The organism is Nocardioides sp. Z30_9 (assembly GCF_058215735.1).
In genome coordinates this window covers 1,739,051-1,763,379 of the sequence record NZ_JBZAJF010000001.1, presented here as the reverse complement: position 1 = coordinate 1,763,379, position 24,329 = coordinate 1,739,051, and the positions used below count along the sequence as shown (strand labels likewise).

Annotated in this window: 24 protein-coding genes; 17 read left to right on the top strand and 7 right to left on the bottom strand. The window is 69.7% G+C overall.

The features are described from left to right. Window positions 1-42 precede the first annotated feature (42 nt). From ychF to AC4BGB_RS08520, 3 genes are all read left to right on the top strand, one after another. Window positions 43-1,119: a redox-regulated ATPase YchF gene (ychF, locus tag AC4BGB_RS08530; protein ID WP_490546353.1), complete on the top strand. Its 1,077-nt coding sequence runs from the start codon at window positions 43-45 to the stop codon at window positions 1,117-1,119. Window positions 1,120-1,450: 331 nt separating this feature from the next. Beyond that, window positions 1,451-2,647 carry an amidohydrolase family protein gene (locus tag AC4BGB_RS08525; protein ID WP_490546352.1) on the top strand — a complete coding sequence of 399 codons (1,197 nt, stop codon included), beginning with the start codon at window positions 1,451-1,453 and terminating at the stop codon, window positions 2,645-2,647. Between the two features lie 153 nt (window positions 2,648-2,800). After that, entirely contained in the window at window positions 2,801-4,153 is a 1,353-nt protein-coding gene (locus tag AC4BGB_RS08520) for a carotenoid oxygenase family protein (protein WP_490546351.1), read from the top strand. Between the two features lie 171 nt (window positions 4,154-4,324). Here the strand turns inward: AC4BGB_RS08520 and AC4BGB_RS08515 are convergent, their stop codons facing one another. Both AC4BGB_RS08515 and AC4BGB_RS08510 read right to left on the bottom strand, forming a co-directional pair. After that, on the bottom strand, window positions 4,325-5,902 hold the full coding sequence (locus AC4BGB_RS08515; RefSeq protein WP_490546350.1) for a tyrosine-type recombinase/integrase: 1,578 nt from the start codon (window positions 5,900-5,902) through the stop codon (window positions 4,325-4,327). A 604-nt stretch (window positions 5,903-6,506) separates the two neighbouring features. After that, window positions 6,507-7,061: a hypothetical protein gene (locus AC4BGB_RS08510; RefSeq protein WP_490546349.1), complete on the bottom strand. Its 555-nt coding sequence runs from the start codon at window positions 7,059-7,061 to the stop codon at window positions 6,507-6,509. 376 nt (window positions 7,062-7,437) lie between these two features. Here AC4BGB_RS08510 and AC4BGB_RS08505 point away from each other — a divergent pair, with 376 nt between their 5' ends. The 4 genes from AC4BGB_RS08505 (at window position 7,438) to AC4BGB_RS08490 (ending at window position 9,848) form a co-directional block, all read left to right on the top strand. Then, window positions 7,438-7,659, top strand: coding sequence for an addiction module protein (locus AC4BGB_RS08505; RefSeq protein ID WP_490546348.1), 222 nt, complete (start codon window positions 7,438-7,440; stop codon window positions 7,657-7,659). Next, window positions 7,656-7,886 carry a type II toxin-antitoxin system RelE/ParE family toxin gene (locus AC4BGB_RS08500; RefSeq protein WP_490546347.1) on the top strand — a complete coding sequence of 77 codons (231 nt, stop codon included), beginning with the start codon at window positions 7,656-7,658 and terminating at the stop codon, window positions 7,884-7,886. The genes AC4BGB_RS08505 and AC4BGB_RS08500 overlap by 4 nt, the downstream gene beginning before the upstream one ends. Window positions 7,887-8,450: 564 nt before the next feature. After that, a complete protein-coding gene (locus AC4BGB_RS08495; RefSeq protein ID WP_490546346.1) occupies window positions 8,451-9,200 on the top strand; it encodes an SDR family NAD(P)-dependent oxidoreductase in 750 nt (249 codons plus the stop codon). Window positions 9,201-9,494: 294 nt separating this feature from the next. Next, on the top strand, window positions 9,495-9,848 hold the full coding sequence (locus tag AC4BGB_RS08490) for a DUF1801 domain-containing protein (protein ID WP_490546345.1): 354 nt from the start codon (window positions 9,495-9,497) through the stop codon (window positions 9,846-9,848). 72 nt (window positions 9,849-9,920) lie between these two features. On the opposite strand, the gene AC4BGB_RS08485 is transcribed toward AC4BGB_RS08490, so the two are convergent. Then, a complete protein-coding gene (locus AC4BGB_RS08485; protein ID WP_490546344.1) occupies window positions 9,921-10,490 on the bottom strand; it encodes a TetR/AcrR family transcriptional regulator in 570 nt (189 codons plus the stop codon). A gap of 95 nt (window positions 10,491-10,585) precedes the next feature. Here AC4BGB_RS08485 and AC4BGB_RS08480 point away from each other — a divergent pair, with 95 nt between their 5' ends. Then, window positions 10,586-11,602, top strand: coding sequence for a hypothetical protein (locus AC4BGB_RS08480; protein ID WP_490546343.1), 1,017 nt, complete (start codon window positions 10,586-10,588; stop codon window positions 11,600-11,602). A gap of 123 nt (window positions 11,603-11,725) precedes the next feature. Here the strand turns inward: AC4BGB_RS08480 and AC4BGB_RS08475 are convergent, their stop codons facing one another. Continuing rightward, window positions 11,726-11,953, bottom strand: coding sequence for a hypothetical protein (locus tag AC4BGB_RS08475; protein WP_490546342.1), 228 nt, complete (start codon window positions 11,951-11,953; stop codon window positions 11,726-11,728). A 139-nt stretch (window positions 11,954-12,092) separates the two neighbouring features. Here AC4BGB_RS08475 and AC4BGB_RS08470 point away from each other — a divergent pair, with 139 nt between their 5' ends. Continuing rightward, window positions 12,093-12,671: a putative immunity protein gene (locus AC4BGB_RS08470; protein ID WP_490546341.1), complete on the top strand. Its 579-nt coding sequence runs from the start codon at window positions 12,093-12,095 to the stop codon at window positions 12,669-12,671. On the opposite strand, the gene AC4BGB_RS08465 is transcribed toward AC4BGB_RS08470, so the two are convergent. Both AC4BGB_RS08465 and AC4BGB_RS08460 read right to left on the bottom strand, forming a co-directional pair. Continuing rightward, the gene (locus AC4BGB_RS08465) at window positions 12,640-13,464 is read right to left on the bottom strand and encodes a maleylpyruvate isomerase N-terminal domain-containing protein (RefSeq protein ID WP_490546340.1); all 825 of its coding nucleotides are present in this window, start codon (window positions 13,462-13,464) and stop codon (window positions 12,640-12,642) included. The genes AC4BGB_RS08470 and AC4BGB_RS08465 overlap by 32 nt on opposite strands. 359 nt (window positions 13,465-13,823) lie before the next feature. Continuing rightward, complete coding sequence (locus tag AC4BGB_RS08460; protein ID WP_490546339.1) at window positions 13,824-15,215, bottom strand: MFS transporter; 1,392 nt, start codon at window positions 15,213-15,215, stop codon at window positions 13,824-13,826. A 54-nt stretch (window positions 15,216-15,269) separates the two neighbouring features. Between AC4BGB_RS08460 and AC4BGB_RS08455 the strand changes: the two genes are divergently transcribed. The 7 genes from AC4BGB_RS08455 (at window position 15,270) to AC4BGB_RS08425 (ending at window position 21,599) form a co-directional block, all read left to right on the top strand. Beyond that, complete coding sequence (locus AC4BGB_RS08455; RefSeq protein ID WP_490546338.1) at window positions 15,270-15,893, top strand: CGNR zinc finger domain-containing protein; 624 nt, start codon at window positions 15,270-15,272, stop codon at window positions 15,891-15,893. 146 nt (window positions 15,894-16,039) lie between these two features. Further along, window positions 16,040-16,804, top strand: a complete 765-nt coding sequence (locus AC4BGB_RS08450; RefSeq protein WP_490546337.1) for an endonuclease/exonuclease/phosphatase family protein — start codon at window positions 16,040-16,042, stop codon at window positions 16,802-16,804. 40 nt (window positions 16,805-16,844) lie between these two features. Further along, complete coding sequence (locus AC4BGB_RS08445) at window positions 16,845-17,225, top strand: SdpI family protein (RefSeq protein WP_490546336.1); 381 nt, start codon at window positions 16,845-16,847, stop codon at window positions 17,223-17,225. Between the two features lie 54 nt (window positions 17,226-17,279). Next, complete coding sequence (locus tag AC4BGB_RS08440; protein WP_490546335.1) at window positions 17,280-18,920, top strand: peptide chain release factor 3; 1,641 nt, start codon at window positions 17,280-17,282, stop codon at window positions 18,918-18,920. Window positions 18,921-19,099: 179 nt separating this feature from the next. Beyond that, complete coding sequence (locus AC4BGB_RS08435; RefSeq protein WP_490546334.1) at window positions 19,100-20,167, top strand: ice-binding family protein; 1,068 nt, start codon at window positions 19,100-19,102, stop codon at window positions 20,165-20,167. Next, a complete protein-coding gene (locus tag AC4BGB_RS08430; protein ID WP_490546333.1) occupies window positions 20,164-20,799 on the top strand; it encodes a class F sortase in 636 nt (211 codons plus the stop codon). The genes AC4BGB_RS08435 and AC4BGB_RS08430 overlap by 4 nt, the downstream gene beginning before the upstream one ends. A 104-nt stretch (window positions 20,800-20,903) precedes the next feature. Continuing rightward, the gene (locus AC4BGB_RS08425; protein WP_490546332.1) at window positions 20,904-21,599 is read left to right on the top strand and encodes a hypothetical protein; all 696 of its coding nucleotides are present in this window, start codon (window positions 20,904-20,906) and stop codon (window positions 21,597-21,599) included. Window positions 21,600-21,724: 125 nt separating this feature from the next. On the opposite strand, the gene AC4BGB_RS08420 is transcribed toward AC4BGB_RS08425, so the two are convergent. Continuing rightward, the gene (locus AC4BGB_RS08420) at window positions 21,725-22,936 is read right to left on the bottom strand and encodes a GAF domain-containing sensor histidine kinase (protein WP_490546331.1); all 1,212 of its coding nucleotides are present in this window, start codon (window positions 22,934-22,936) and stop codon (window positions 21,725-21,727) included. A gap of 146 nt (window positions 22,937-23,082) precedes the next feature. Here AC4BGB_RS08420 and AC4BGB_RS08415 point away from each other — a divergent pair, with 146 nt between their 5' ends. Continuing rightward, window positions 23,083-24,309, top strand: coding sequence for an NADH:flavin oxidoreductase (locus tag AC4BGB_RS08415; protein WP_490546330.1), 1,227 nt, complete (start codon window positions 23,083-23,085; stop codon window positions 24,307-24,309). Window positions 24,310-24,329 lie beyond the last annotated feature (20 nt).

Sequence of the window (24,329 nt, the reverse complement as noted above, 5' to 3'; positions counted from 1 at the left end):
CCGATTCGTGGTGCGTCGTACGCCGCCGTAGACTCCTTCGCCGTGGCACTCACCATCGGCATCGTCGGTCTCCCCAATGCGGGCAAGTCGACCCTCTTCAACGCCCTGACGAAGAACAACGTCCTCGCGGCGAACTACCCCTTCGCCACCATCGAGCCCAACGTCGGGGTGGTGGCGGTGCCCGACGAGCGCCTGGCGAAGCTCGCGGAGATCTTCGGGTCGGCGAAGCTGCTGCCCGCGACGGTCGAGTTCGTCGACATCGCAGGCATCGTCAAGGGCGCCTCGGAGGGGGAGGGGCTGGGCAACAAGTTCCTCTCGCACATCCGCGAGGCCGCCGCGATCTGCCAGGTGACCCGGGTCTTCCGTGACGAGGACGTCACCCACGTCGACGGTGAGGTGAACCCCGAGTCGGACATCTCCACGATCCAGACCGAGATGATCCTGGCCGACCTGCAGACCGTGGAGAAGGCGATCCCGCGGCTGGAGAAGGAGGCGCGCGGCAACAAGGCGATCGCCGCCAACCTCGCCGCCGCCCAGGAGGCCAAGGAGCACCTGGAGGCCGGCACCCCGATCATCTCGACCAAGGTCGACCTCGCACTGGTCCGCGAGCTCTCGCTGCTCACCGCGAAGCCCTACATCTACGTGTTCAACTGCGACGCCGACGAGCTCGGTGACGAGGCGCTGAAGCAGAAGATGCGCGACCTGGTCGCACCCGCCGAGGCGATCTTCCTGGACGCCAAGTTCGAGGCCGAGCTGGTCGAGCTCGACGACGACGCCGAGGCCCGCGAGATGCTCGCGGAGATGGGGGTCGAGGAGCCCGGGCTGGACAAGCTCGCCCGCGTCGGCTTCGACACCCTCGGCCTGCAGACCTACCTGACGGCTGGGCCGAAGGAGGCCCGCGCCTGGACGATCAAGAAGGGCGCCACCGCCCCCGAGGCCGCCGGCGTGATCCACACCGACTTCCAGAAGGGCTTCATCAAGGCCGAGATCGTCTCCTACGACGACCTCGTCGCCGCCGGGTCGATGGCCGCGGCCAAGTCGGCCGGCAAGGTCCGCATGGAGGGCAAGGACTACGTGATGGCCGACGGCGACGTGGTGGAGTTTCGCTTCAACGTCTGAATCTGTGTAAAAGCGCAGGTCAGAGGGGGTGTGAACCCCTGCGGTCCGCACTGAGTCCGCAAGAATTTCAGCGTGACCTGCTCGCAAGGCCTGTTCTGAGGGCGCGCGTGGGCTCTTTGATCTGTCGGTGGCTTGGCTACACCTCGGGCTTTGGCGGCGATGTGACGCACCCAAGATGGGCGGGCGTCAGTAGGTCTGTCGGGCCGCGTGGTCCGCTGCGCTCGGTCACTCCTAGGGATGGCAGCCGGGGTCGGCGGCGGACTCTGCGGTAAGCGTCGGTCTGTCCGAAGGCGCCTAGCGGGCACGTTGGCTTCGGGGCAGACTCGGTGGCATGCGGGCCATGCGGGCAGGTCAAGTGTTCGACGGGACCGCCTTCTTGGGCGCGGGCACGGTGCTGGTCGATGGCGAGAGGATCTTGGGTGTCGAGTCGGGGCACCGGGAGCTGCCGAGCGACGTCGACGTCACGACGTACGCGGGGACGCTGCTGCCGGGATTGCTCGACTGCCACGTGCACCTGGTGTCCAACGGTGATCTGGGGGCGTTGGAGCGAGCCGGCGCTGCAACCGATGAGGAGTTGGACGCGCAGATCCGCGCATCGTTGGCCGCCAGCGCCGCACGCGGGCTCACCACCGTCCTGGACCTTGGGGACCGCAGGTATCGGACGCTGAAGGCGCGCGCCCTGCCCGGTCTGCCGCGGGTGCGCACGGCGGGGCCGCCGCTGACCGTGCCGGACGGGCATTGCCACTTCCTCGGCGGGGTAGCGGACGGCGTGGACGGCGTGCGCGAGCAGGTCGCCGAGCATGCCGTCCGCGGGGTTGATGTGCTGAAGGTGATGGCCAGCGGCGGCATGATCACGGCCGGAACCGATGTGTTCGCCGCACAGTTCAGCGATGAGGAGTTGGCGGCCGTCGTCGAGGCCGGCCACCGGGCCGGGCTGACGGTGCTGGCCCATGCGCATGCGCTCGCCGGGGTGTGGCACGCGATCCGGGCTGGTGTGGACGGGATCGAGCACTTCAGCTGCCTGACGGAGAGGGGGCCGGAGGTGTCGGAGGAGCTGCTGGAGGCGGTGGTTGCGGCGGGGATAACGATTGACATGACGTTGGGCTTCGACTTCTCCCAGATGCCGCCGGAGGACACGATTCCGCCTGATATCCGGGCAGTCATGGTGCGGACAGGCATGGACTTCCGCACCATGGACGCCCAGCGGGTCGAGCTGGCACGTCGGATCCGCGGGCACGGCATCCGGCTGGTCACCGGTACCGATGCCGGGGCGGCGCCACCAAAGCGGCACGGCGGGACCACGCTCGCGATCCAGACGCTTGTGGAGGCCGGTTATCCGGTCGCGGAGGCGGTGGCCACCGCGACATCGTTCGCGGCCGAGCATGTCGGCCTCGCCGGCGTGACCGGGGCGGTAGCCGCCGGGCTCACGGCTGATCTGCTGGTCGTCGACGGCGACCTCGCTACCGACCCGACCGCGCTCGACCGGCCGGTCGCCGTCCTCGTCCGAGGCGCCAACGTGCTGGGCTGAGCGACGCCCGCGATCGCAGACGCGAGCACACCGCAGCGGGGCAAACGATCCTGAACGAGCATTTGACGGGACGCCGGCGGCGGATTGACGCGTAGCCGGAGAGGGTGTCTATTGGTGGGGCCGGCTCGGCGGCTCGATGCCAGGGAGCAGACGATGACTGCAGCGACGTACCTCGACGGCAACTTCGCGCCGGTGGCCACTGAGTTGACCGCCACGGATCTCGAGGTCACGGGCGCGGTGCCGCCGAGCCTGGCGGGCAGGTACATCCGCACCGGGCCCAACCCGTTCGCAGCGCAGGCCGACACGTACCACTGGTTCGCGGGCGACGGGATGGTGCACGGCGTCGACCTGCACGGCGGCCGGCCACGCTGGTACCGCAACCGCTGGGTGCGTAGCCCCGAGGCCAGCGCGCATCTTGATCAGTCCCCCGTGCCCCACGAGGACGGCGGGTGGTATTCCGGCTCGGGCAACACCAACGTGTTCGCCCACGCCGGCCGGATCCTGGCCGTGACCGAGGGGTCGCTGCCTTATGAGCTGACGGGCGACCTGGAAACGGTCGCCACGCGCAACTTCGGCGGCCCACTCCCTGCCGGCATCAACGCTCACCCCAAGTTCGACCCGAACAGCGGCGAGATGCACGTGATGAGCTACGGCTTCGACAACCCCGCGTTGCGCTATCACGTGATCGACTCTGCCGGGGAGCTCATCAGCACTGTCGACATCGACCTTCCGGCTCCAGTCATGCTCCACGACATGGGCCTGACCGCCTCCCGGGTCGTGCTCTTCGACCTGCCTGTGCTCTTCGACCTGGAGCTCGCCCTCCAGAGCGTTGCCCTGCCCTTCCGCTGGCGCCCCGACAACGGGGCCCGGGTCGGGCTCCTGCCCCGGGCCGGCACCGGGTCCGACGTCGTGTGGATCGACGTCGAGCCGTGCTTCGTGTACCACCCCCTCAACGCCTTCGACGACGCTGATCGAGTGATCATCGACCTGGTGGTGCACGACCACGCCTTCGCCGAAGACGGCGAGCCCTTGTCCGATCGCCCCCGTCTGGAGCGCTGGACGATCGACCCGCAGGCACGCAAGGTTCTCACCCAGACGATCGACGATCGCGGCACGGAGTTCCCACGCGGGGACGAACGACTCACTGGCCGCCGCCACCGCTACGGCTACACGATCGGCGTATCCGCGGTGCGCGACCTGGGCGCCCTAGGCGATGACCCTCGGACCGCTGTGCGCAAGCACGACCTTGTCGGCGGCACCACCGTCGAGGTGGACCTGGGCTCCGGCCGCATCGCCAGCGAGATGGTGTTCGTCCCGGCCGGCAGCGCGGCTGGCGAGGACGACGGGTGGCTCATGGGCTACGTGTACGACGCCGCGCGCGACGCCAGCGACCTGGTGATCATCGATGCCCACGACTTCGGACATCCGGTGGCCACGGTCCACCTGCCGGTCCGGGTGCCGCAGGGATTCCATGGGAACTGGATCCCCGACTCGTCCCTCGCCTGAGCATTGAATTTCGGGATCCGAGCGGGTCGCCCCAAGGGAACCGCACCTGACGAACGCGCAGTTCAACGGGGACACCTTCCGGCGTTCTTCACCGTGTGCCAGCCGCGTCACAGTGGGTGATGTGCAGCGCCCCAGACACTCTCGACCCGGGCAATCGGAGGCCTCCTGAAGTCATGGGCAGATGCGCTGTTCGGATGCAGTTGCGGAAGCTCGCATTGGTTGGAAAGCGCGAACTCTCACGATGGGTGTCGGCGGGACCCGTCGTCTGCAAGCATGTCCGTTGGCTGGTGTCCGAGGGCCGTCGACATGATCGATTCCGCGGCTTTGCGAGTGCGGTCCTCCGCGTTCCGGCCAGAGGTGTGCGTAGGTGTTGAGGGTCGTGGTCGCCTTCGCGTGTCCGAGCGAGCGTTGGACGGTCACCACGTCGCACCCGGCAGCGATCAGCCCGGAGGCGTAGAAGTGCCGCAGGTCGTGGAGCTTGACGCCTGACAGCCCCGCGTCTCGGAGGGTCTTGCGCCACCAGTAGCCGACGGTGTTCTGTTGCGGCGGGTCGTCGCTGTCTCCGGTGAAGAGCCACCGATCCATCCCCGTGGTGCCGTAGGTGGCGACGTGGTCGGCCAGCAGGTTGACGAGGCTGTCGGCGAGGTAGACGACTCGCTCGGAGCCGTACTTCGGCGCGCGTATGTCGATCGCTCCGCCGTTGACGCGCTGAACCTGACGCGAGACCTTGAGCGTCTTGCGAAGGAAGTCGATGTCGCCGAGGCGTACGCCGGCGGCCTCGCCCAGGCGGAGACCAGCGAACGCGCACAGGCCGATGAACGGCCGGAATCGTTCGTCGGCCACGGCCATGAGCTGCCCGATCTCCTCCGGGGTGGGGACCGACATCGCGGCGTCGGCGCGACGACCGCGGGGGAGGCGTACGCCGTCGGTCGGGTCCGTGCCAATCACTCGGTCCTTGACGGCTGCTCGAAACACCGATCGGACGTTGACGTATCGGGTCTTGATCGTGCCCGGGGCGAGGCCGGCAGCGTCCATGGTCTTGATCCAGGACTCGACGTCCGAGTGTCGGACCTGCTGGAGTGGCGTCCCAGCGAACGGCACCGACCTTGCAGCCAGGGACATCGCGAGCACTGTGCCGGGTGCCCAGACCCGACGAGCTGACCACTCGCCGAAGAATGCCGCGAAGGTGATCCGGCCGGCCTTGGGGTCGGCGTAGGTGCCGGCCACCACGGCTGCCGTGACTCGGTCCAGCCAGTGCTGGGCATCGACCTTGCGGTCGAAGTGGCGCGAGTGCTCGTTGCCGGTCTCGTCTCGGTAGGTGCCCGCCACTGGTACCTGCACCTGGCGACCCCGAGGACCGACCCGGGTCGTGGAGTGCTCGGCCAGCCACTCCGCGATCTCCACGGCGGCTCGATCCATTGCTGCGTCGTACGCCGCGGCCATCTCAGGATGCAGCGCCGCAGCGAGCGACCAGGACTTGGGGCCGTTCACGACGACCTCGGCGAACCGGACGGCCTTGGGGTCGGTCCGCAGTCGCCCACGTGGTTCGCGGCTCAGCGGATCCAGACCCGCGACCCATGCCTCGTAGCCGTCACCGTCGAGAGCGCCGGCCCGCTCGACTCCGACGGGGGAGGCGACGAAGCGCTCGGCCAGGCCACTGCCCTCGGCGAGGTAGTAGTCGTCAACGCGCGCGTGGTCGGCCTCCACGTATGAGCGGGCGGCAGCAGCGTTCCCGCGGTAGATCTTCACGCCACCGTGCACGTCCCATCACCACCCACGATTTCCAACAGCAGGCCCAAAAATGCGTCGTGGGCCGCCCGTCCACGGGCGACCCACCTACGTCATTCGTAGCATGCGTGCCGACGTCTTTGACGACGTCTTTGACAGTGATTTGAGAGCGATTTTCGCTGTCCTGGAGGGAGATTCTTCGTTCCGTCGACAGCCAACGTCAGCCATTCATCGGGACATCGAGGAGTTCAATGCGGGCGTCGTGGTGTCGTCATCTGCAGAGCTCGTGTTCGCGGTGGTCTCTGGTCGGCCAAGGCCAGAGACGGCTCTCAACGGGCTCTGCTGACGGTGCGCACCACCACGTCTCGTTCCTCGCGGCGCGCGTTGCGAACGCACTGACATAGCCGATGAGCGGATGACTACCTGGCGTGGGCTCTGTCGTGGAGCCGCCTTTGGCACGCCACCAACGACTCTCACTTCTAGTTGGTGCAGCCCCCGAGGCGAGAAGTCGCCCTTTGCCACGCACCTCCGTCAACACCGGGCCAAGGCCCTCGATCGGCCGACGGTCCATGTCCACGGCTTGCCCGTGATGCATGTCCCCTCAGGTGAGCTCGATCAACCACGCTCAGTGTTGCTGATCCTCGCTTAGTCGTGCGCGACGCCAGACCCACCAGAGCGCCAGGCAGCTGCCAGAGATGCTGTACAGCGTGAGCAACAGCATCGAGCGCCAGAAATAGCCGGGGTTTTGCTGAGCGACGACTGTGGACCAGACGAAGTTGCTCCTACTCGGGGGCATGCCCCCAAGCTCGGTGTCCAGCAGGGTGTAGACCCACCACGCCCTGCTGATGAGGACCGCGGTGAAGGTCGTGACCAGGACGATCAGGTGTAGCAGGATGAGTGGGACCAGGCCACGCCGTGGGGCTGCCCCGGCTCCGCGGGTGTACAGCAAGACCATCGCTGCCGACGTCAGGGCGCCGGTGAACATGCCACCCGACATCGACACGAACCCTACGCGCGTGACCACCAGACCCAGCCCCACCCCGACCAGGCCCGCGAGGGCCGCGCGGACCAGGCCACGCACCACTCCCTCAGTAGACATGTCGCTGCCTTTGCTCGCGGGGTCCGGGTGGCGCCCGAGGTACGAGGGGTAGGCGGACAGGTCGATTTCGTCCGGACGCATTGCGCCTCCCAGGAGGGGCCACAGTCGGCCGCGGCGGACGACGTTGCCACGAGGCTACGTTTCACGGGGCCCTGGCGAGTCCGTTTTCAGGTGTTTCCTAACCTGCCTTTGGGGCTGGCTGGGTGCGTGCGCCGGGTCGACAGATGGCGCGTGCGTTGGCTCGGGTTTGGGCGTGATTCGCCATGGACCGTAAAACCTCCCATCGCGGCACATCGCAAAGGTTGGCGCTCCCCCTCTTCGACCATGACCACTAGTCCGCCGAACGTCGGATCCGCCGCCTGGTGTGCGTTGGCTGCTACGCGTGCAGGCGTCCGAGGGGACGACTGCCACCAGCTAACGCCGCCGGCCGGAGGCGGGGTCGGCGTACCCTTTGATCATGGTGACCCCATCACTTCAGTCCGCGATCCAGGCAATGAGCCTTGACGAGCGCTTGGAGCTGGTCGAGTACATCGAGAGCACTGTCGAGTCCGAGCCGCTCGAGGTCACCGACGATCAGAAGGCGATGATCCGGGCCCGGGCAGCAGAGCTTGAAACTGACCCCTCGGTGGGGCTGACGTGGGACGACCTCAAGGCCCGGCTTGCCGCGCGTAGGGCGTGAGTCGACTACCTCTGGTCTTCCACCCCAGCGTGGAAGATGACCTGACTGCGATCTATGACCACTACGAGCAGTTCGACCCAGCGCTGCCGAGTCGGTTCGAGACGCGGCTGGACGAGCAGGTCGAGCGCATCGAGACGTTCCCCGAGCCGGGGTCATCCTGTTTGAGTCCTACCGCCGAGTGCTGCTCAAGGGGTTCCCGTACATGGCCGTGTATCTCGTTGGCGTGAGCCGGATCGATGTACTCGCACTCGTGAACGTCCGGCGCGACCCCGCGTCGATCGAGGAGACGGTCTCCGGGCGCTCTGTCGGCTAGCCAGCGGTCCGCAAACAGTCCGCAAGAAGTCACGCTGAGACCGATCCCGACCATCGGCGCTCAACGGCCTCAAGGCCGTGTTTGCGCAGGTCAGAGGCCCGTTTCAACGGAAACCGGCGACAATCAAGAGCAGCCGAAAAAACCGGCGATTTCGTTCCGCTTCAACGTCTGAATCGACGCATGACCGCAGGTCAGCGCAGGTGTAAGACCGCGACCAGATAACCGGCGGCGACGAAACGCTCGGCACAGGCATAGAGCCGCAGCGCCCGGACACCCCCGAAACCGTGCCCCATCGCGATGACCGGCCTGCGGTCGTCCGTGGCCGAGGGATGTCGGGCACGGGTCCTCCTGGCGTACCGCTCGGGGCCGCTCGGTAGCGCTTCTCCGGCGCGGCGATGCGGAGCGCAGAGATACCTTGGTAAGGCGCCATGTGCTCGGTCCCTACGTTCCGGGCACCGCCACACATCCAGGAGTGAGCATGGCCGACCGACTGCGGGACAGGACCGCCATCGTCACCGGTGGCGCCAACGGAATCGGCAAGGGGATCGTGCGCGCGTTCGTCGCCGAGGGAGCCCGAGTGCTCTTTGTCGATGTCGACGAGGCCCGCGGCGAGGAGCTGGCCGCGGAGCTGGGTGACGCCGCCCAGTTCCTGGCGAGCGACATCTCCCAGCAGGGCAATGCCGAGGTCATCCGAGACGCGGCGGAGTCGGCATACGGCCCTGTCCACGTGCTGGTCAACAATGCCCACGTGAGCCGGCAGGCGCCCTTCGTGGACACCACGATGGAGATGTTCGCGATCTCGTTCGACACCGGGTTCTACCCGGCCTTCTGGCTGATGTGTGCCTGCTACGAGGACCTGCGCTCCACCCACGGCTCGGTGATCAACTTCGCCTCCGGCGCCGGGCTGACCGGGCACCCCACCCAGCTGTCCTACGCGGCCGCGAAGGAGGCGGTGCGTGCCATGAGCCGGGTGGCCGCTCACGAGTGGGCCGGCGACGACATCAATGTCAACGTCATCTCGCCGCTGGCGCGCACCGAGGGGGTGGACCGGTACCTGGCTGAGCACCCCGAGCGGGAGGCCGCGCTGCTGGGCGCCGCCCCGCTGGGACGGTTGGGTGATCCCGAGGCCGATGTCGGCCGCACCGCAGTCTTCCTGGCCAGCGACGACGCCTCCTACATGACCGGTCAGACGCTGATGGTCGACGGCGGCAGCGTCATGCTCCGCTGACCGCGCCGGCCAGCCTCGCCCGCGCGTCGGCTTCAACGTGTAGGCCAGTTCAACGTGTAGGCCAGTTCCAGCGTTCAACACTGGTGAAGTGGGGAGAGCTGCTGCGTCGTCGGCTCGCGCTGGATACGCTTAGGGCGGTGGCTCGCGCCACCGACAGCACTTCCAGGTGAAGACCACCTGAATCATCGCGGAGAGGCCTGAGTAGTTCAGGACACGTCCGGGTTGGGGTGCGGCGCATCAACGCGCCGACTTCATTCCGCCGATGCTCGACATCGGCCGACGAGAGGACATGACATGTCATCGAAGGACGAGAAGAACCTCACCCAGGTGCTCGACAGGATCGCGAAGATGGACGAGCCACGGCGCTCCACCATGCAGCGTGTTCACGACATCATCGTGACCGTCGCCCCCGCTCTGAAGCCGCGGATCTGGTACGGGATGCCCGCCTATGCGCTGTCGGCGAGCACGCCGGCATTGGTGACGCTGCGCAATGACGAACGCCTGAATCTCGCCATCACCGAGAAGGCTGACTTCCGGCCCGCTGGCGGTGTGGACGGTGCGCTGATGCCAGCTGCCTGGTACTTCGAGACCGTGGATGAGGACACGGAGAAGCGCATCTCCGAGATCGTCAGCACCGTGGTCTCCTGACCGTCGTGTGACCCGCCCCTCCCCGGGGCGGGTCACACGTTCCTTCGCTCCGGAATGCGGTGGAGCTCCGCTTCAACGTGTGGTCGTGCTCCACAGCAGGTACGCCTGCGCCAGCTGGGCCTGCACCTCCGGCGCCGCTTCGCGGATGGGAGAGATCTGCGGGCGCGTGATCGTCGCCACCGCAACGATCACCTCCAGCGCGGTGAGGGCCGGCCGCACGGCCCCCCGGGTCTTCAGCTCGGCCAGCACCTGATCCAGCGCCTCGACGGCCGGGCGTTGAACCTGCGCCAGGGGAGTGGCGTTCAAGTCGAGGTCGGCACCGGCCTGCAGTGCGAGGCCATCGGTCAGCGCACCCAGCTCCATGGACGTCAGTTGCGACAACAGCCGCTCCCACGACGCTGCAGCGTTCGTGCCGAGCCCGGCGCGGGCCGCGTTCGCGGCTTCCAGGATGCTCTCGACAGTGTCCTGGACCACGGCTCGGGCCAACTCGTCGCGGGAGGGAAAGTTGCGGTACAGGGTGGCGATGCCCACTCCGCTGGCCGCGGCCACTGCCTCCAACGCAACGTCGCCGCCCCGCTGGGCGAACAGGTGCCGCGCCTGGGCAAGGATCGCTTCTCTGCGCCGCGCAGCGTCAGCCCTCATCCCGGCTCCCTCCGAATTGACTGCGAGTCTAAACCGGAGGAACATCGTCCGGTAGAAGCGGAGGAAATCCCTCCACATAGATCTTCGAAGGATCCATGACTGCTCAACCGCCGGCACCCGGCTTCCATCGAAAGCACGCAGCCATCTGGGCGGGTCTGACCGTCGGGCTCTCGGTCATCCTGCTTGCACTCCTGATGCTCTTCATCTCACCCTCCATCCTTTCCGGACCGCGGGACCTGGACCTGGGCGTAGTCGGGGCGCAGGAGAAGGTCGAATCGGTCTCGCAAACCCTGGAGTCCCAGTCACCGGGCGCCTTCGTCGTCAAGGCCTATGAGAGCGTCGACGACCTGGAGCAGGGAGTTCGGGACCGGGAGATCGCCGGCGGTTTCGACTTCTCAGATCCCCAGGACATGCAGGTGTACGTGGCGAGCGCCGGATCGACCGCGGTGTCCGGGACAGTCAGTGACGTCGGCGTCACGATGGCGGACAGGACCGGGCAGACGGCCGAGATCGTGGACGTGGTTCCGCTTCCCGCCGACGACCCGACGGGTGTGGGCATCGGCGGCCTGGCCTTCCCTCTGGTCTTCGGCGGCATCGTGCCCGCCGTGGCGTTCCGCTCCATGCTGTCCGGGAGACGCCGGTGGATCTTCGCCGGCCTCACCGGCTTCTCGGTCGCCGGTGGGTTCGTGGTCGCTGCCGTCCTGAAGTACCTCTTCGGCAGCATCGATGGTCCTCTGGTCCCGGTCGCGGCAAGCGTCGCCCTGGGTATCGCAGCACTGGCCCTGCCGCTCGCCGGCCTCCATGAGTGCTTTGGCACCAAGGGCTTCACGATTGCCGCCATGTCCATGATGTTTGTGGGCAACCCCTTCGCCGGCATCGCGACCAGCGCGCAGTGGCTCCCCTCCGGGGTGGCCATGATCGGTCAGCTCCTGCCGCCCGGCGCTTCGGGCACCCTGGTCCGTGCTGTGGCGTACTTCGACGGCGCCGGCGGAGGCGCTGCGGCACTGACCCTGGGCTTGTGGGTCCTGGCGGGGATCGTGCTGTGGTTCAGCGGCCCGCGCATCGCGGCGGGCAGAGCCAGGAAAGTGGTGGCAGCACTCCCGACGGCCTGAGATCGTGCCGTCCGCCCTTGGGCATCAGGCACTCCGTGTCCGACCAGGTGACGTGGTGCTGCGGCGGACGCGACCAGCGGCGCTCACCGCGTACCGCTCCGCTTCGACGGGGGATCCCCGGGATCAGGCCGGGACGGAGAGTCCCTGCAGCCAGGCCTGCCATGACGGCTCCTCGCGCTTCACGTGGTCGGCCGCGTCGGGGGAGAACAGGTAGGCCCGGACGCTCGCGGCTGCCTTGTCCTCGCCCTCGTCGTGCGTGCAGACGGTGAACATCCCGGGCACCGGCGCGGCGAGGCGCACCAGTGCCTGCCGCTCGCCGACACGCTCGAGGGTGCCGGTGCTCCCGTGCACCTCGACGCTCGCGCACGCATTTGCTGGGAAATGACATCCCGATGCCCGATCTCGAGTGTCATTCGCCAGCAAATGCGGCACGGGTGCGCAGACGCGGGTACGCCAAAGCGCGCCGGCCCGGTGGTGGCAGGATCGCCGCGTGACCTCCAGGCAGTCGCTGAGCGAAGCGGACCGTCGCGTGGTTGCGCGATGGGCAGCCGAGTGCGCCGGGCGCGTGCTGCCGCTGTTCTGCGCCGAGGCGGCGGATGACACACGCGTGCCGGACGCGCTGGCTCGCGCGCGTGCCTTCGCACGCGGTGAGAGCACGGCGGCCGAGCAGATTCGTCTGCGCATGGTCGCAGTCAAGGCGGCCGGTGCGGCCACGAGTCCTGCCGGTGCTGCTGCGGCGCGAGCCGTTGCCCAGGCTGCTGCCGTCGCACACATGGGGGCGCACGCGTTGGGGGCTGCCGCGTACGCGGCCAAGGCGGTCTCGCTGGCCGAGCCGGCGCGTGCCGACGCCGTGCAGGGCGAGGTGGACTGGCAGCTGGCGCAGCTGACGGACGAGGAGAGCTCCGTGCTGCGCCTGCTGCCGCCGCTGGGCGCGGACCCCTCCGGACCACTGGGCCCCGGCCTGCTCTCGCGAGGCGTCCTGGGTGCGGTCATCGAGCAGGTCCAGGCACGTCAGCCGTCGATGACGCCAGAGCGGGTCAGGCCGGGTGGAAGAGGTTGCTCGCCGTGAGCGCCCGGTGCGGGCGCCGTCCGCCTGCGAGGAGGCTGCCGCTCAGCACGTTTCGCCACAGCGGCGTGCGCCCGTAGAAGTACAGGAGCAGCGCCGTCGGTTCTGCCCAGACGATCGTGTCCGGGCGGAACGGCACTCCCTCCGGGTGTCGGGTGCTCAGCACTCCGTCGGTGAACGTCATCCGCAAGCGTTCGTCGGTGCCGCGCAGGCGGTACTCGTAGCGGTTGGTGTGGCCGGCAGCCTTCTCGACGTCGAGCCACGCGGGCAGCATGGCGGTGAAGGCGCCAAGGACCAGGCGAGCGTGCGCGGGTTCGATGTTCCAGGGTGCACCGATGGTCTTCGCCAGCTCCCAGCCGTGGACCAGCCATTCCCCGATGGCCATGCCGCCCAGCTCGCCGGGCGTGAGGGTCAGCCCGGCGTGCCACGGCAACGGGGCCTGGGGGTCGCTGTCACAGAGGTGGGCGAGCAGCGTCGGTACGGCCTCACGGAAGTTCTCCGCGAGGTCCGAGGGCTGCCGGCTCGCCGTCGCCGCCAGGGTCGCGGCGTTGGTCTGCGACATCGCCGCTGCGGAAGGGGAGTAGCCGAGTGTCTCGGCGCCCACCTGCTGGGTGTAGACCTCCGGGAGGAGCGACATGTGCCGGACCAGGTCGGCCACGGACCAGGAGTGCTTCCCGTGGACCGGTGTGTCCCAGTCGGTGACAGCGTCCATCAGGTTCGCCACCTGGTTGGCGAGGATGGCCATCGCGGCCACCACGTGGTCCCTGTCCGGGCTCTGGAGAGATCGATCGGGCATGGCTGCCTCCGCAGTCGGAATCGGCCCGAGGGGGCAGATCCTAGGTGACCGGGCCCGGGCTCCGACAGTGCGGCGCTGGTGGAAATGAGACGGGCTCGAGGCGGCGCCCAAGCGACGGGGACCGAAGCCGAACGGGGGTGCCAGAGCCGGGGCTCGGACATGATCGGGCCACGGGCGGACCTGCCGGCACACGGTGGCGTACGACGCTGGCCCAGGGGACCTACGTGCTGGCCGTAGGGGTTGTCGCTGGGAGCGGCGTCGCGCTGCTCTCCGGCTGCCGGTGGGCGTGGCAGCTCCCGGTTTCCGACCACCGCGCACTCACGGTCGACCTCGGCTGAACCGCCTCCGACCGGGGCAGGTCAGGTCACACCGGTCTCCTCGCGCCGCGTCGCGGAGGAGCGCCGAGGGCCCCGCGCCGTCGTGGCCAGAGCCGCCAGGACGGCGTACGCCGTGACGAACAGCCAGGCGGGACGGGGTCCGATCGTGGTGGCGACCAGCACCGTGAGCGCCGTACCGACGGCGGTGCCGAGCTGGGCGGCCGTGTTCAGGACGCCGGTGGCGGTGCCCTTCAGCTGCTCCACGACCGAGGTCCCGAGGTCGTTGGAGGCGACCGAGCCGATCCCCACCCCGAGGCCGGAGAGCGCCGTGCCGAGACCGATCACCACCACGTGGGGCCACGCGGCCAGCAGGCCGGTGCCGACGGCGATCGTGCCCAGGCCGACCCCGATCACCGGTCCCCAGCCGAAGGCCCGGAGCAACCGTGGGGCCACCACCGAACCGGCCACCACGAGCACGCTCAACCCGACGAGGACGGTTCCCGCGGCCAGAGGCCCCAGGCCGAGCTCGTCCTGCAGGTGGAGAGTGGCCACGGTGACCGATGCGCTCGACGTGGCGGTGACGAAGAACGAGCCGACCGCCCCCCACTTCAGCTGGGGTGACCGGCGGGCGCGGGGTGGCACCAGCGGGTGGGTGGCCCGGCGTTCCGCGACGACGAAGGCGAACGCAGCCACGACCCCCACGACGACCACGAGGAGTGCGGCCGTCATCGAGTCTGAGTCGCCGAGCAGGGTGGTCCCGGCGACGATGCCCATCGCGGCGATGGTGAGGGTGGCGGCCGAGAGCCAGCCGATCCGTCCGGACTCCCCGGACAGCTCGTCGCGCGGGATGGCGCGCACGACTGCCGCCGCGAGGAGGACCCCCAGCACGATGTCGGCCCAGAACGCCGCGCGCCACGACACCAGCTGCGTGAGCAGCCCACCGAGCACCAGTCCGGCACCGCCGGCTGCCGCGCCCGCGGCGCTCCAGCCGGCGATCGCCCGTCGCCGCGCCGGGCCCTCGGGTACGACGGTCGTCAGCAACCGGAGCGCCGCGGGCACCGAGGCGGCGGCTGCCACCCCCTGGAGCGCACGCGACGCGGCGAGCACCCACACCGAACCGGCCACGGCCCCGGGGACCGACGCTGCGGCGAACAGCCCGAGCGCCGCGAGCAGCACCCGCCGGTGCCCGACGCGGTCCCCGAGGCGGGCGGCGACCATCAGCAGCCCACCGAAGAACAGGGCGTAGGCGTTCACGACCATCGCGCCCTGCGCCGGGCTCGCGTCGAGGTCGCGCAGCATGCTCGGCAGCGCCGCGGTCACCACCGTGACACCCAGGACGTCGACGAACTGGACCGCGCACAGGACGACGGCGACCGCGACCACCCGGGTGGAGCCGGCCCGCTCCGACGAGGTGTTTCTGGTGAAACCCGCCATGGTGGCAACGCTTGCAGAGGTGCCATCGGTCGTCAACTGGTAAAACTGTCTTCGATGGAAACACCACGACCGCGAGAGCTGCCGATCATCGGGGGCAACCTCGCTCTGGACTACGCGAACACCGTCGACGACCCCCTGGGGCCGGCGCGGCACGACCACGTCTCGAACTACGAAGACCTGCTGCGCTGGTCGTTGCGGGTCGGCACGCTGACGGAGTCCCGGGTCGCTGCCCTGCGCCGTGAGGCGGAACGGCATCCCCGGCGGGCCCGGGCCGCCCTCGGGAAGGCGCACGAGCTCCGTGACGGCCTCAACGAGGTCTTCGGCGGCGTCGCCACCGGGGAGGGCGACCTCTCCATCTCGTGGGGGACCACCCTGCGCGGGTTCGCGACGGCGGCGCTCGCGGCCGCCGAGCTGCACCCGGTCGAGGATGGGCGCCGGGCCTGGACCTGGCCGGACGACGGCGACCTGGTGGCGCCGCTCCACCCGGTCGCGTGGTCGGCTGCGGACCTGGTGGTGTCCCCGGACCTGCGCCGCGTCAAGCGCTGCGCCCGCTGCCCGTGGCTGTTCCTGGACCAGTCGAAGAACCGGAGCCGGCGGTGGTGCGACATGGACGACTGCGGGCGCGCCCAGAAGATCGAGCGGTACGTCGCGCGCCGCGCCGCCGCCCGGAAGCGCTGACGGCGCCGAGCGCCGTACCGGCCCCCCGGCAGCCTCAACTGGGCGAGGGTTGTGGACGCTTCGGGCCCGGTCCGAGCCTTGATGAGCGTCCATAACCCCGATTTACATGCGGTTCTGCCGTGGGTGACCTGGGGGAGACTCGGGGGATGCGGCTGGCGACGTTCAACATCCTGCACGGGCGGGATCCGGGGGACGGGCGGGTCGATGTGGGTCGGTTCGCGGATGCGGTGCGGTCGCTGGACGCCGACGTGCTGGCGCTGCAGGAGGTCGATCGCTCGCAGCCGCGCTCCGGAGGTGCGGACCTGACGGCCGTGGCCGCCGAGGCGATGGGAGCGGTGGAGCACCGCTTCGTCGCCGCCCTCACCGGGACACCGGGGGCGGCGTGGACACCCGCTGACGGGACCGAGACCCCCGACGTTGCGGCGTACGGCGTCGCGCTCCTCTCCCGGCTGCCGGTGCGCTCCTGGCAGGTGCTCCGGCTCGCGCCGGCACCGATGACGGGAGCGATGCGGCTCACCGGAGGCCGGCTCCCGACGATGCTCCAGGACGAGCCGCGGGTCGCGGTGGCGGCGGTGGTGGAAACACCGGTTGGTCCGATGACCGTAGCCACCACGCACCTGACCTTCCTCGGCTGGTGGAACCGCCGGCAGCTGGTCGTCGTCCGCGATGGTCTCGACGCGGGCGCCGGCCCGCTGGTGCTGATGGGTGACCTGAACATGGGGCAGGCGCGGGCCGAACGCCTCACGGGGATGACCTCGCTGATCACGGGCCGCACCTTCCCCGCAGGGTCACCGTGGTCGCAGCTCGATCACGTGCTCGCGACGCAGGGCATCGCCGAGCGCGTCGTGGGCTCGTGCGTACGGCGGCTGCCACTGTCGGACCACCGTGCGCTGACGGTCGACCTGGCCTGAGGCAGGTACGCCGCCGGGCTGGTTGTTAGGGTCCCCGCCCATGAGCGAGGAGCTGGCCGTCCGACTGGTGACGGGCGCGGTGATGCTGGGCACGGGCGCCATGCTGTGGTGGATGGCGCGCGCTGCGGCCGCCGGGCGGCTCGGACGCAACGCGTACGTCGGCATCCGCATCCCCAGCACGATGGCCAGTGACGAGGCCTGGCTGGCCGGGCATCGCCGCGCCGAGCGCCCCACCGTCGCGGCGGCCGGCTGCTCGGTCGTCGCGGGGCTGGTCGCCCTCCTGGTCGGTTCGATCGAGGTGGCGGCGGTCGCGGTCCTCGTCGGCAGCGTGGCGGTCCTCGGCTTCGTCACCTACGGGGCGGTGGCCGGCGGCCGGGCAGCCCGAGCCGCAGGGGCCGGCCCGGGTCCCAGCGGGCCGTAGAATGGGCAGCCGCCCGTGCCGCCGCCGGGCCGATCCCCGATGATGCAGGACCCCGTGACTTCCACGCCCACAGACAGCCGCCCCAGCACGCCCCACGAGCAGGACGTACGCCGCGAGGCGGCCCGTCGACGTACCTTCGCCGTGATCAGCCACCCCGACGCCGGAAAGTCGACGCTGACCGAGGCCCTGGCACTGCATGCCCGGGTGATCAACGAGGCCGGTGCGATCCACGGCAAGTCCGGGCGGCGCTCCACGGTCTCGGACTGGATGGAGATGGAGAAGGCGCGCGGCATCTCGATCACCTCCGCGGCGCTGCAGTTCGCCTACGGCGACCACGTGGTCAACCTGGTCGACACCCCCGGTCACTCCGACTTCTCCGAGGACACCTACCGGGTGCTCTCCGCCGTGGACGCCGCGGTGATGCTGGTGGACGCGGCCAAGGGGCTCGAGCCGCAGACGCTGAAGCTGTTCCGGGTCTGCAAGGCGCGGGGGATCCCGGTGATCACCGTGATCAACAAGTGGGACCGTCCCGGCCTCGACGCGCTGTCGCTGATGGAGGAGATCCAGAACGAGATCAAGCTCGTCCCCACTCCGTTGACCTGGCCCGTGGGCATCGCCGGCGACTTCCGCGGGGTGCTGGAGCGGCGTACCGGTGACTACGTCGCCTACACGCGTACGGCGGGCGGCGCGACCCGGGCACCCGAGGAGCGGATGGGCGCGGACGCGGCCGCCGCGCGCGAGGGGGATGCCTGGGACACGGCCGTCGAGGAGTCCGACCTGCTCTCCAGCGACGGGGCCGACCACGACCAGGACCTCTTCCTCAGCGGGTTCACCACCCCGGTGCTGTTCGCCTCGGCGATCTCCAACTTCGGCGTCGCGGCGATCCTGGAGACCCTGATCGAGCTGGCTCCCTCGGCCGCGGCGTTCCGCCACGGCGAGGAGGGCCCGGACGGTCGTCCGGCCCAGGTCCGCGACGTGGCCGCGCCGTTCAGCGCGTTCGTGTTCAAGGTGCAGGCCGGGATGGACACCAACCACCGCGACCGGGTGGCGTTCGCGCGGGTCTGCTCCGGTGTCTTCGAGCGCGGCATGGTGGTCACGCACGCCCAGACAGGGCGACCCTTCGCGACCAAGTACGCCCAGGCGATCTTCGGGCGTGAGCGTGCCGTGATCGACACCGCCTACCCCGGCGACATCGTCGGGCTCGTCAACGCGCTCTCGCTGAAGATCGGCGACACGATCTACCTCGACGAGCCGGTCACCTTCCCGCCGATCGCGACCTTCGCGCCCGAGCACTTCGCGGTGGCGCGGGCGGCCGACAGTGGGCGGTTCAAGCAGTTCCGGCGCGGCATCGAGCAGCTGGACGGCGAGGGCGTGGTCCAGGTGCTCCGCTCGGACCTGCGCGGGGCGCAGTCGCCGGTGCTCGCGGCCGTGGGGCCGATGCAGTTCGAGGTCGCGGTCGCCCGGATGGAGAGCGAGTTCGGCGCCCCGATCCGGCTGGAGATGCTCGGCTACACCCAGGCCCGTCGTACCGATGCCGCGTCAGCCGCCGAGCTCGGCTCCATCCGCGGTCTCGAGGTGATGGAACGCAACGACGGCACCCTGCTGGTGCTCGCGCCGGACAAGTGGCGGATCAGCGTGGTCGAGCGCGACCATCCAGAGCTCACCCTGGAGCCGCTCCTGGCGGGGGAGCGCTGACCGACCGGTCGCCGGTTGCCAGGCGCGGGTGTGGTCGCCTCGTGGGCTTCGTCGAGAGAAATGTCCAAATAGTTCTCTTTCAGAGGTTATGCTGGGGGCAGATCGCGGCGTTTTTGCCGGATAAGCCCCACCTCGAAATCCCTCAGGGCGCCACGTTCACAAGCAGAGGACCCGTATTGATGCCCTCGTCGCCGACCCGTACCAATCTCTACCGTGCCAGCTCCGCAGCGGCGCTCGCCGCGCTGCTCGTCGGCGGGCCGCTCTCCGGCGCCGCCCACGCTGCCGTGGAGGTGCCGCCGCTGAGAACTGCCTCTGCCTTCTCGGTGCTGGCCGGCTCCACAGTGACCAACACCGGGGCCACGACCATCAGTCGCGACGTCGGACTGCACCCCGGCACGGCGGTCACCGGTAACGGCAGCATGGTGGTGGGCGGCACGTACCACGTGGCCGATGGAGTGGCGTTGACCGCGAAGGACCACCTCACGGCGGCCTACGTCAATGCAGCCGACCAGACGCCGAGGAACGCCTCCGACGACGAGCTGGGCGGCGAGGTGCTCACCGCTGGTATCTACAACCGTGGGGCGGGGATGGCGCTGACCGGTGCGCTGACCCTGGACGGTGGAAGAACCGACGGCGGGACGTCGGACTCCGTGTGGGTCTTTCAGGCTGGATCCACGCTCACCGTCGCGGACGCGGCCTCGATCGTCCTGACGGGCGGCGCCAACCCCTGCAACGTCTACTGGCAGGTCGGAAGCTCGGCAACGTTGGGGAAAACCAGCACGTTCGTCGGCACCATCATGGCTCTCACGACGATCACCATGAACGACGGCGCGACACTCCAGGGCCGCGCTTTGGCCCGCAACGGTGCTGTGAACTTGAACCGCAACGTGATCACCACCCCGACCTGTGCGGGAGACACCGCCGTGGCCCCCGGCACCGCCACTCCGCCGACCCCCACCCCCAGCCCGACCCCGGCACCCAGTGCCGCACCGGTGCCGGCCACGCCCGGCGCCACCGGGGGCTCGGCCGGCTCCGGCGCCCAGAGTGGGACCCAGAGCGGCTCGTTCGGCACGGGCACGTTCACCGACAACCAGGTGAAGCGGACTCCCACCGGATCCGTCGACACCGGTTACGTCGGACCGGTCAGCACCGAGCGCGCACCGGTCGGGGCGCTGGGCGGCGCGGCGTTCGCGATCTTCGCGGCGCTGGTCTTCGCCGTCCGGGGCCGCGGGCGCGAACGCGGGTGAGCACCACACGTCCGTCACCTCTGCGCTCAAGGAGGTGGCGGGCCCCGCTGGCGACGTGCCTGGCCCTGGGGGCGATGGCGCTGGGTGGTTGCGGCAGCACCGAGCCGACACCTCGCGCGGTGCCCGAGCCGCCGGCAGCGAGCTCACCCTCACCGGCCGCGGTGAAGGCCGCCGCGCCGTCGATGCCGCGCTCGGTCCCCACCCGGTTGCGGATCCCCGCCATCGAGGTGGACTCCGACCTGATGGCGCTCGACCTGGAGAAGAGCGGCGCGCTCGAGACGCCGCCGGGAGCCTTTCCCGCCGGTTGGTTCACCGGTGCTCCCACACCGGGGGAGCTGGGGCCGGCCATCATCGTGGGCCACGTCCGGTTCGTGGAGCCAGGTGTCTTCGCCCGGTTGACCGACCTGCGCCGCGAGGACCGGATCCACGTGGAGCGCAGGGACGGGAGCACCGCCACCTTCCGGGTGACCCGGATCGAGCACTTCGAGAAGGCCCGGTTCCCGACCCGCAAGGTCTACGGCAACATCGACCACGCGGGACTCAGGCTGATCACCTGCGGGGGACTGGTGGCCGGCACGAACGTCTTCGAGGAGAACGTCGTGGTCTTCGCCGAGCTGCTCCCCGACGCCTGAGCCCTGAGCTCCCCTGAGACGCACCAATCCGTAACCCTGCTGGTGGCGAACCACCTCCTGAGACAGCTTCGAACCCAAAGCCAAGCCACAGGATGTGACTTCCCATGAGCACCATCTTCTCCCGCAAGACCCTCGCCGTCGTCGCGCTGGTCGCGACCACCAGCCTCTCCGCCGCCGCGTGCGGCAGCAGCGACGACAGCAGCAGCTCGTCGTCCTCCTCCTCCTCCTCCTCCTCGAGCAAGGCCTCGGCACCCAAGCCGGTGGCCGAGATCGTCTCGCTCCAGGGCAACGACACCCAGGTCGCCCTCGACCAGGGCTTCGTGGACGCACTGACCACGCTCAAGCTCACCCCCGGGACCACCGGCACCGCCAAGCTCACCGACGGCGCCCTGGTGTTCCCGGTCAGCGGCGGCAACGTGACCGTGTTCAAGCCCGGTGCGGTCTCGCCGTACGTCATCGGCCAGATCCAGCACGAGGGCTCCGGCCTCTCCCTGACCGCGGGTGACACCAAGGTCGAGCTGAACAACCTCAACGTCGACCCCGGCGTCTCCAGGGTGTACGGCGACGTGGTCGTCAACGGCAAGACGGCCGCTTCCAGCGCCTACGTGTTCGAGCTCGACGGCCGCACGCTGAAGCCGCTGCAGACCGGCTCCGGCACCGCGACCCTCGAGGGCACCCAGGTCAAGATCTCGCCGGTCGCCGCACCGCTGCTCAACGAGACCTTCAAGACCGACGCGGTCAAGCCCGGCCTGCTGGTCGGCACCGCCAAGATCACCGTGAACACCACGCCCGGCAAGTGATCGCTCACCTCTGAGTCCACTCGCAGTGCAATGACTCCGACCCCCGTGGCCCACAGGTCACGGGGGTCGGCCACGTCCGGGCCGCGAGGGTTGCGGGCGCGGCCCGCGACGGGCCTCCAGCAAGGTCAGCTCGCGGACTCGTGCCGGGCGTCGGTGTCGGGGAGCTCGAACCAGATCTCGGTGCCACCACCGGGCACCGACTCCGCGCCGACCCTGCCGCCGTTGGCCCGGACGATGCGGGCGACCGTGGCCAGTCCGATGCCGTGCCCGGCCACGTCGTCGTGGACCCGGCTGAACATCGAGAAGACGTCCACCCGCCGGTCCTCGGGAATGCCGACCCCGTTGTCGCGGACCCAGATGCGCCAGCCACCGTGGGTCTGCCGCGACGCGATCCGTACCACCGGCGGCAGCCCGGGGCGGGCGAACTTGACCGAGTTCGTGACCAGGTTCTGCAGCACGGAGTACATGTCGTCGGGGTTCGCGCGTACGACGGGCAGCTCCCCGGTCCTGATCACCGCGCCGAGCGGCTCCAGCAGGGGCGCCGAGTCGAGCACCAGCTGGTGCGCCACCTGCTCGAGGTCGACCTCGTCCAGGGTCGGCTCCGGACCGGACCGTGACCCCAGGTGCTGGTCGAGCATCCGGTCCATCCGATCGGCCGCGCGCATCGCGCTGGTGAGCAGTGCGCCGACGGCACGCTCCGGCTCCTCGCTGAGGACGTCCTGGAGCATCTCCACGCTGGCGATCACCGCGCTCAGCGGCACCCGCAGGTCGTGGCTCAGCTCGGCGGCGACCTGCTCCATCGGGATCGCCCCGGCCCGGTGGGCCTCGGGGGAGATCGCCGTGACCGGGGGCATCTGGAGCATCCGCAGCTCGATCACCCGGGTGGCGCTGAGCGCGAGCGCATCCAGGGTCCGCTCCTGGAGCTTGCTCAGCACCTTGGGCGCGGGGTCGATGACGCACAGGCGGCCCACCATCTCCCCGGTGGGGGCGTGGATCGGGGCCGAGGCGTAGAACCGGGTCTGTGCCAGGCGGCCGTCCACCCAGCTGATGCCGGCGAACCGGGGGTCGGTGGTGGCGTCCTCGACGCAGAAGACGCCGTCGGTGCTCATCGTGTAGCGACAGAACGTGTCGTCGGAGGAGCACACCAGCGGAGCCAGCCCGTGGGTGATCGGGACGTGGTAGCTGTCCCCACGCTGGATGGTGATCCCCGCGGCCTGGCTCTCGCAGACCTCGGCGGCGAGCCGGACAAGCTCGAGCAGCTCGGCGTCGTCGGGTCGGGACAAGATGTCGAGCACGGCGTCGGCCGGACGGACGGGCGGACAAGGACTCGAAGACATGCCTCGCCCCCTCGTCCACGGACCCCGGTTCGGGGGAACCGATGTTCATCGTGCTCCGCTGATCCAAATTACGGCTGAGCCGGACAAATGTGAAGATCCCGTCTCAGCGGCTTTCCGCGCGGAAAAGGACCCGCTAGCCTTAAAAAGTGAAACACGTTCTAGGAGAGCCGACAGTCTTCACCCCGGGCCGGATCGGCCCGCTGACCCTGCGCAACCGGGTGGTCAAGGCGGCGACGTACGAAGGGCTCAGCCACGCCTCGCGCGTGACCACGGACCTCGTCGACTTCCACCGGGCGTACGCCGCCGGGGGAGTGGGGATGACCACCGTCGCCTACTGCGCCGTGGCGCCCGACGGCCGCACCGCCCCCGAGCAGATCCTGTGGACCGACGAGGCGATGCCCGGCCTGCGCGCGCTGACCGACGCGGTGCACGCCGAGGGCGCCGCGATCTCCGCCCAGATCGGCCACGCCGGCCCGGTGGCCGACGCCCGCGGGAACAAGCTCCCGTCCCTGGCCCCGAGCACCCGGTTCCCGAACATGTCCGGCGGGATCTCGCGCAAGGCCAAGGTCGCCGACATCGAGCGGATCACCGCGGCGCACGCGAACGCGGCGCGCCGGGCCATCGAGGCCGGCTTCGACGCGGTGGAGGTGCACCTGGGGCACAGCTACTTCGCCAGCGCCTTCCTGAGCCCGAAGCTGAACCACCGCAAGGACGAGTACGGCGGCTCGCTGGAGAACCGGGCCAAGGTGGGCCGCGGCGTCCTGCGCGCCGTGCGCGAGGTGGTGGGCGACCGGATCGCGATCATCACCAAGCTGAACATGTCCGACGGGGTGCGCGGCGGCATCACCCTGGAGGAGGCGATCCAGACCGCCCGCTGGATCGAGGAGGACGGCACCGTCGACGCGTTCGAGATGACCGGGGGGAGCTCGCTGCTCAACCCGATGTACCTCTTCCGCGGCGGCGCTCCGGTCAAGGAGTTCGCCGAGGTGATGCCGCAGCCGATCAAGACCGTGATGCGCTACGGGGGCAAGCAGTTCATCCGCGAGTACCCCTACCAGGACGCCTACCTGCTCGAGCACTCCCGCAAGGTGCGTCAGGAGATCAGCCTGCCGATGATCCTGCTGGGCGGGATCACCGACCGTCGGTCGATGGACCTCGCGATGGACGAGGGCTTCGAGTTCGTGGCGATGGGGCGTGCGCTCCTGCGCGAGCCGGACCTGGTGAACCGGATCGCCGCGGACGCGAGCACCCCGTCGCTGTGCATCCACTGCAACCGCTGCATGCCGACCAACTTCGTCGGCACCCACTGCCCGGTGATCACCGACGGCTCCTCGCGCAGCGCGACGTGGGGGACCCCCGCCGGCTACGCATGAGCCTCGGCGGCGGGCCGCGC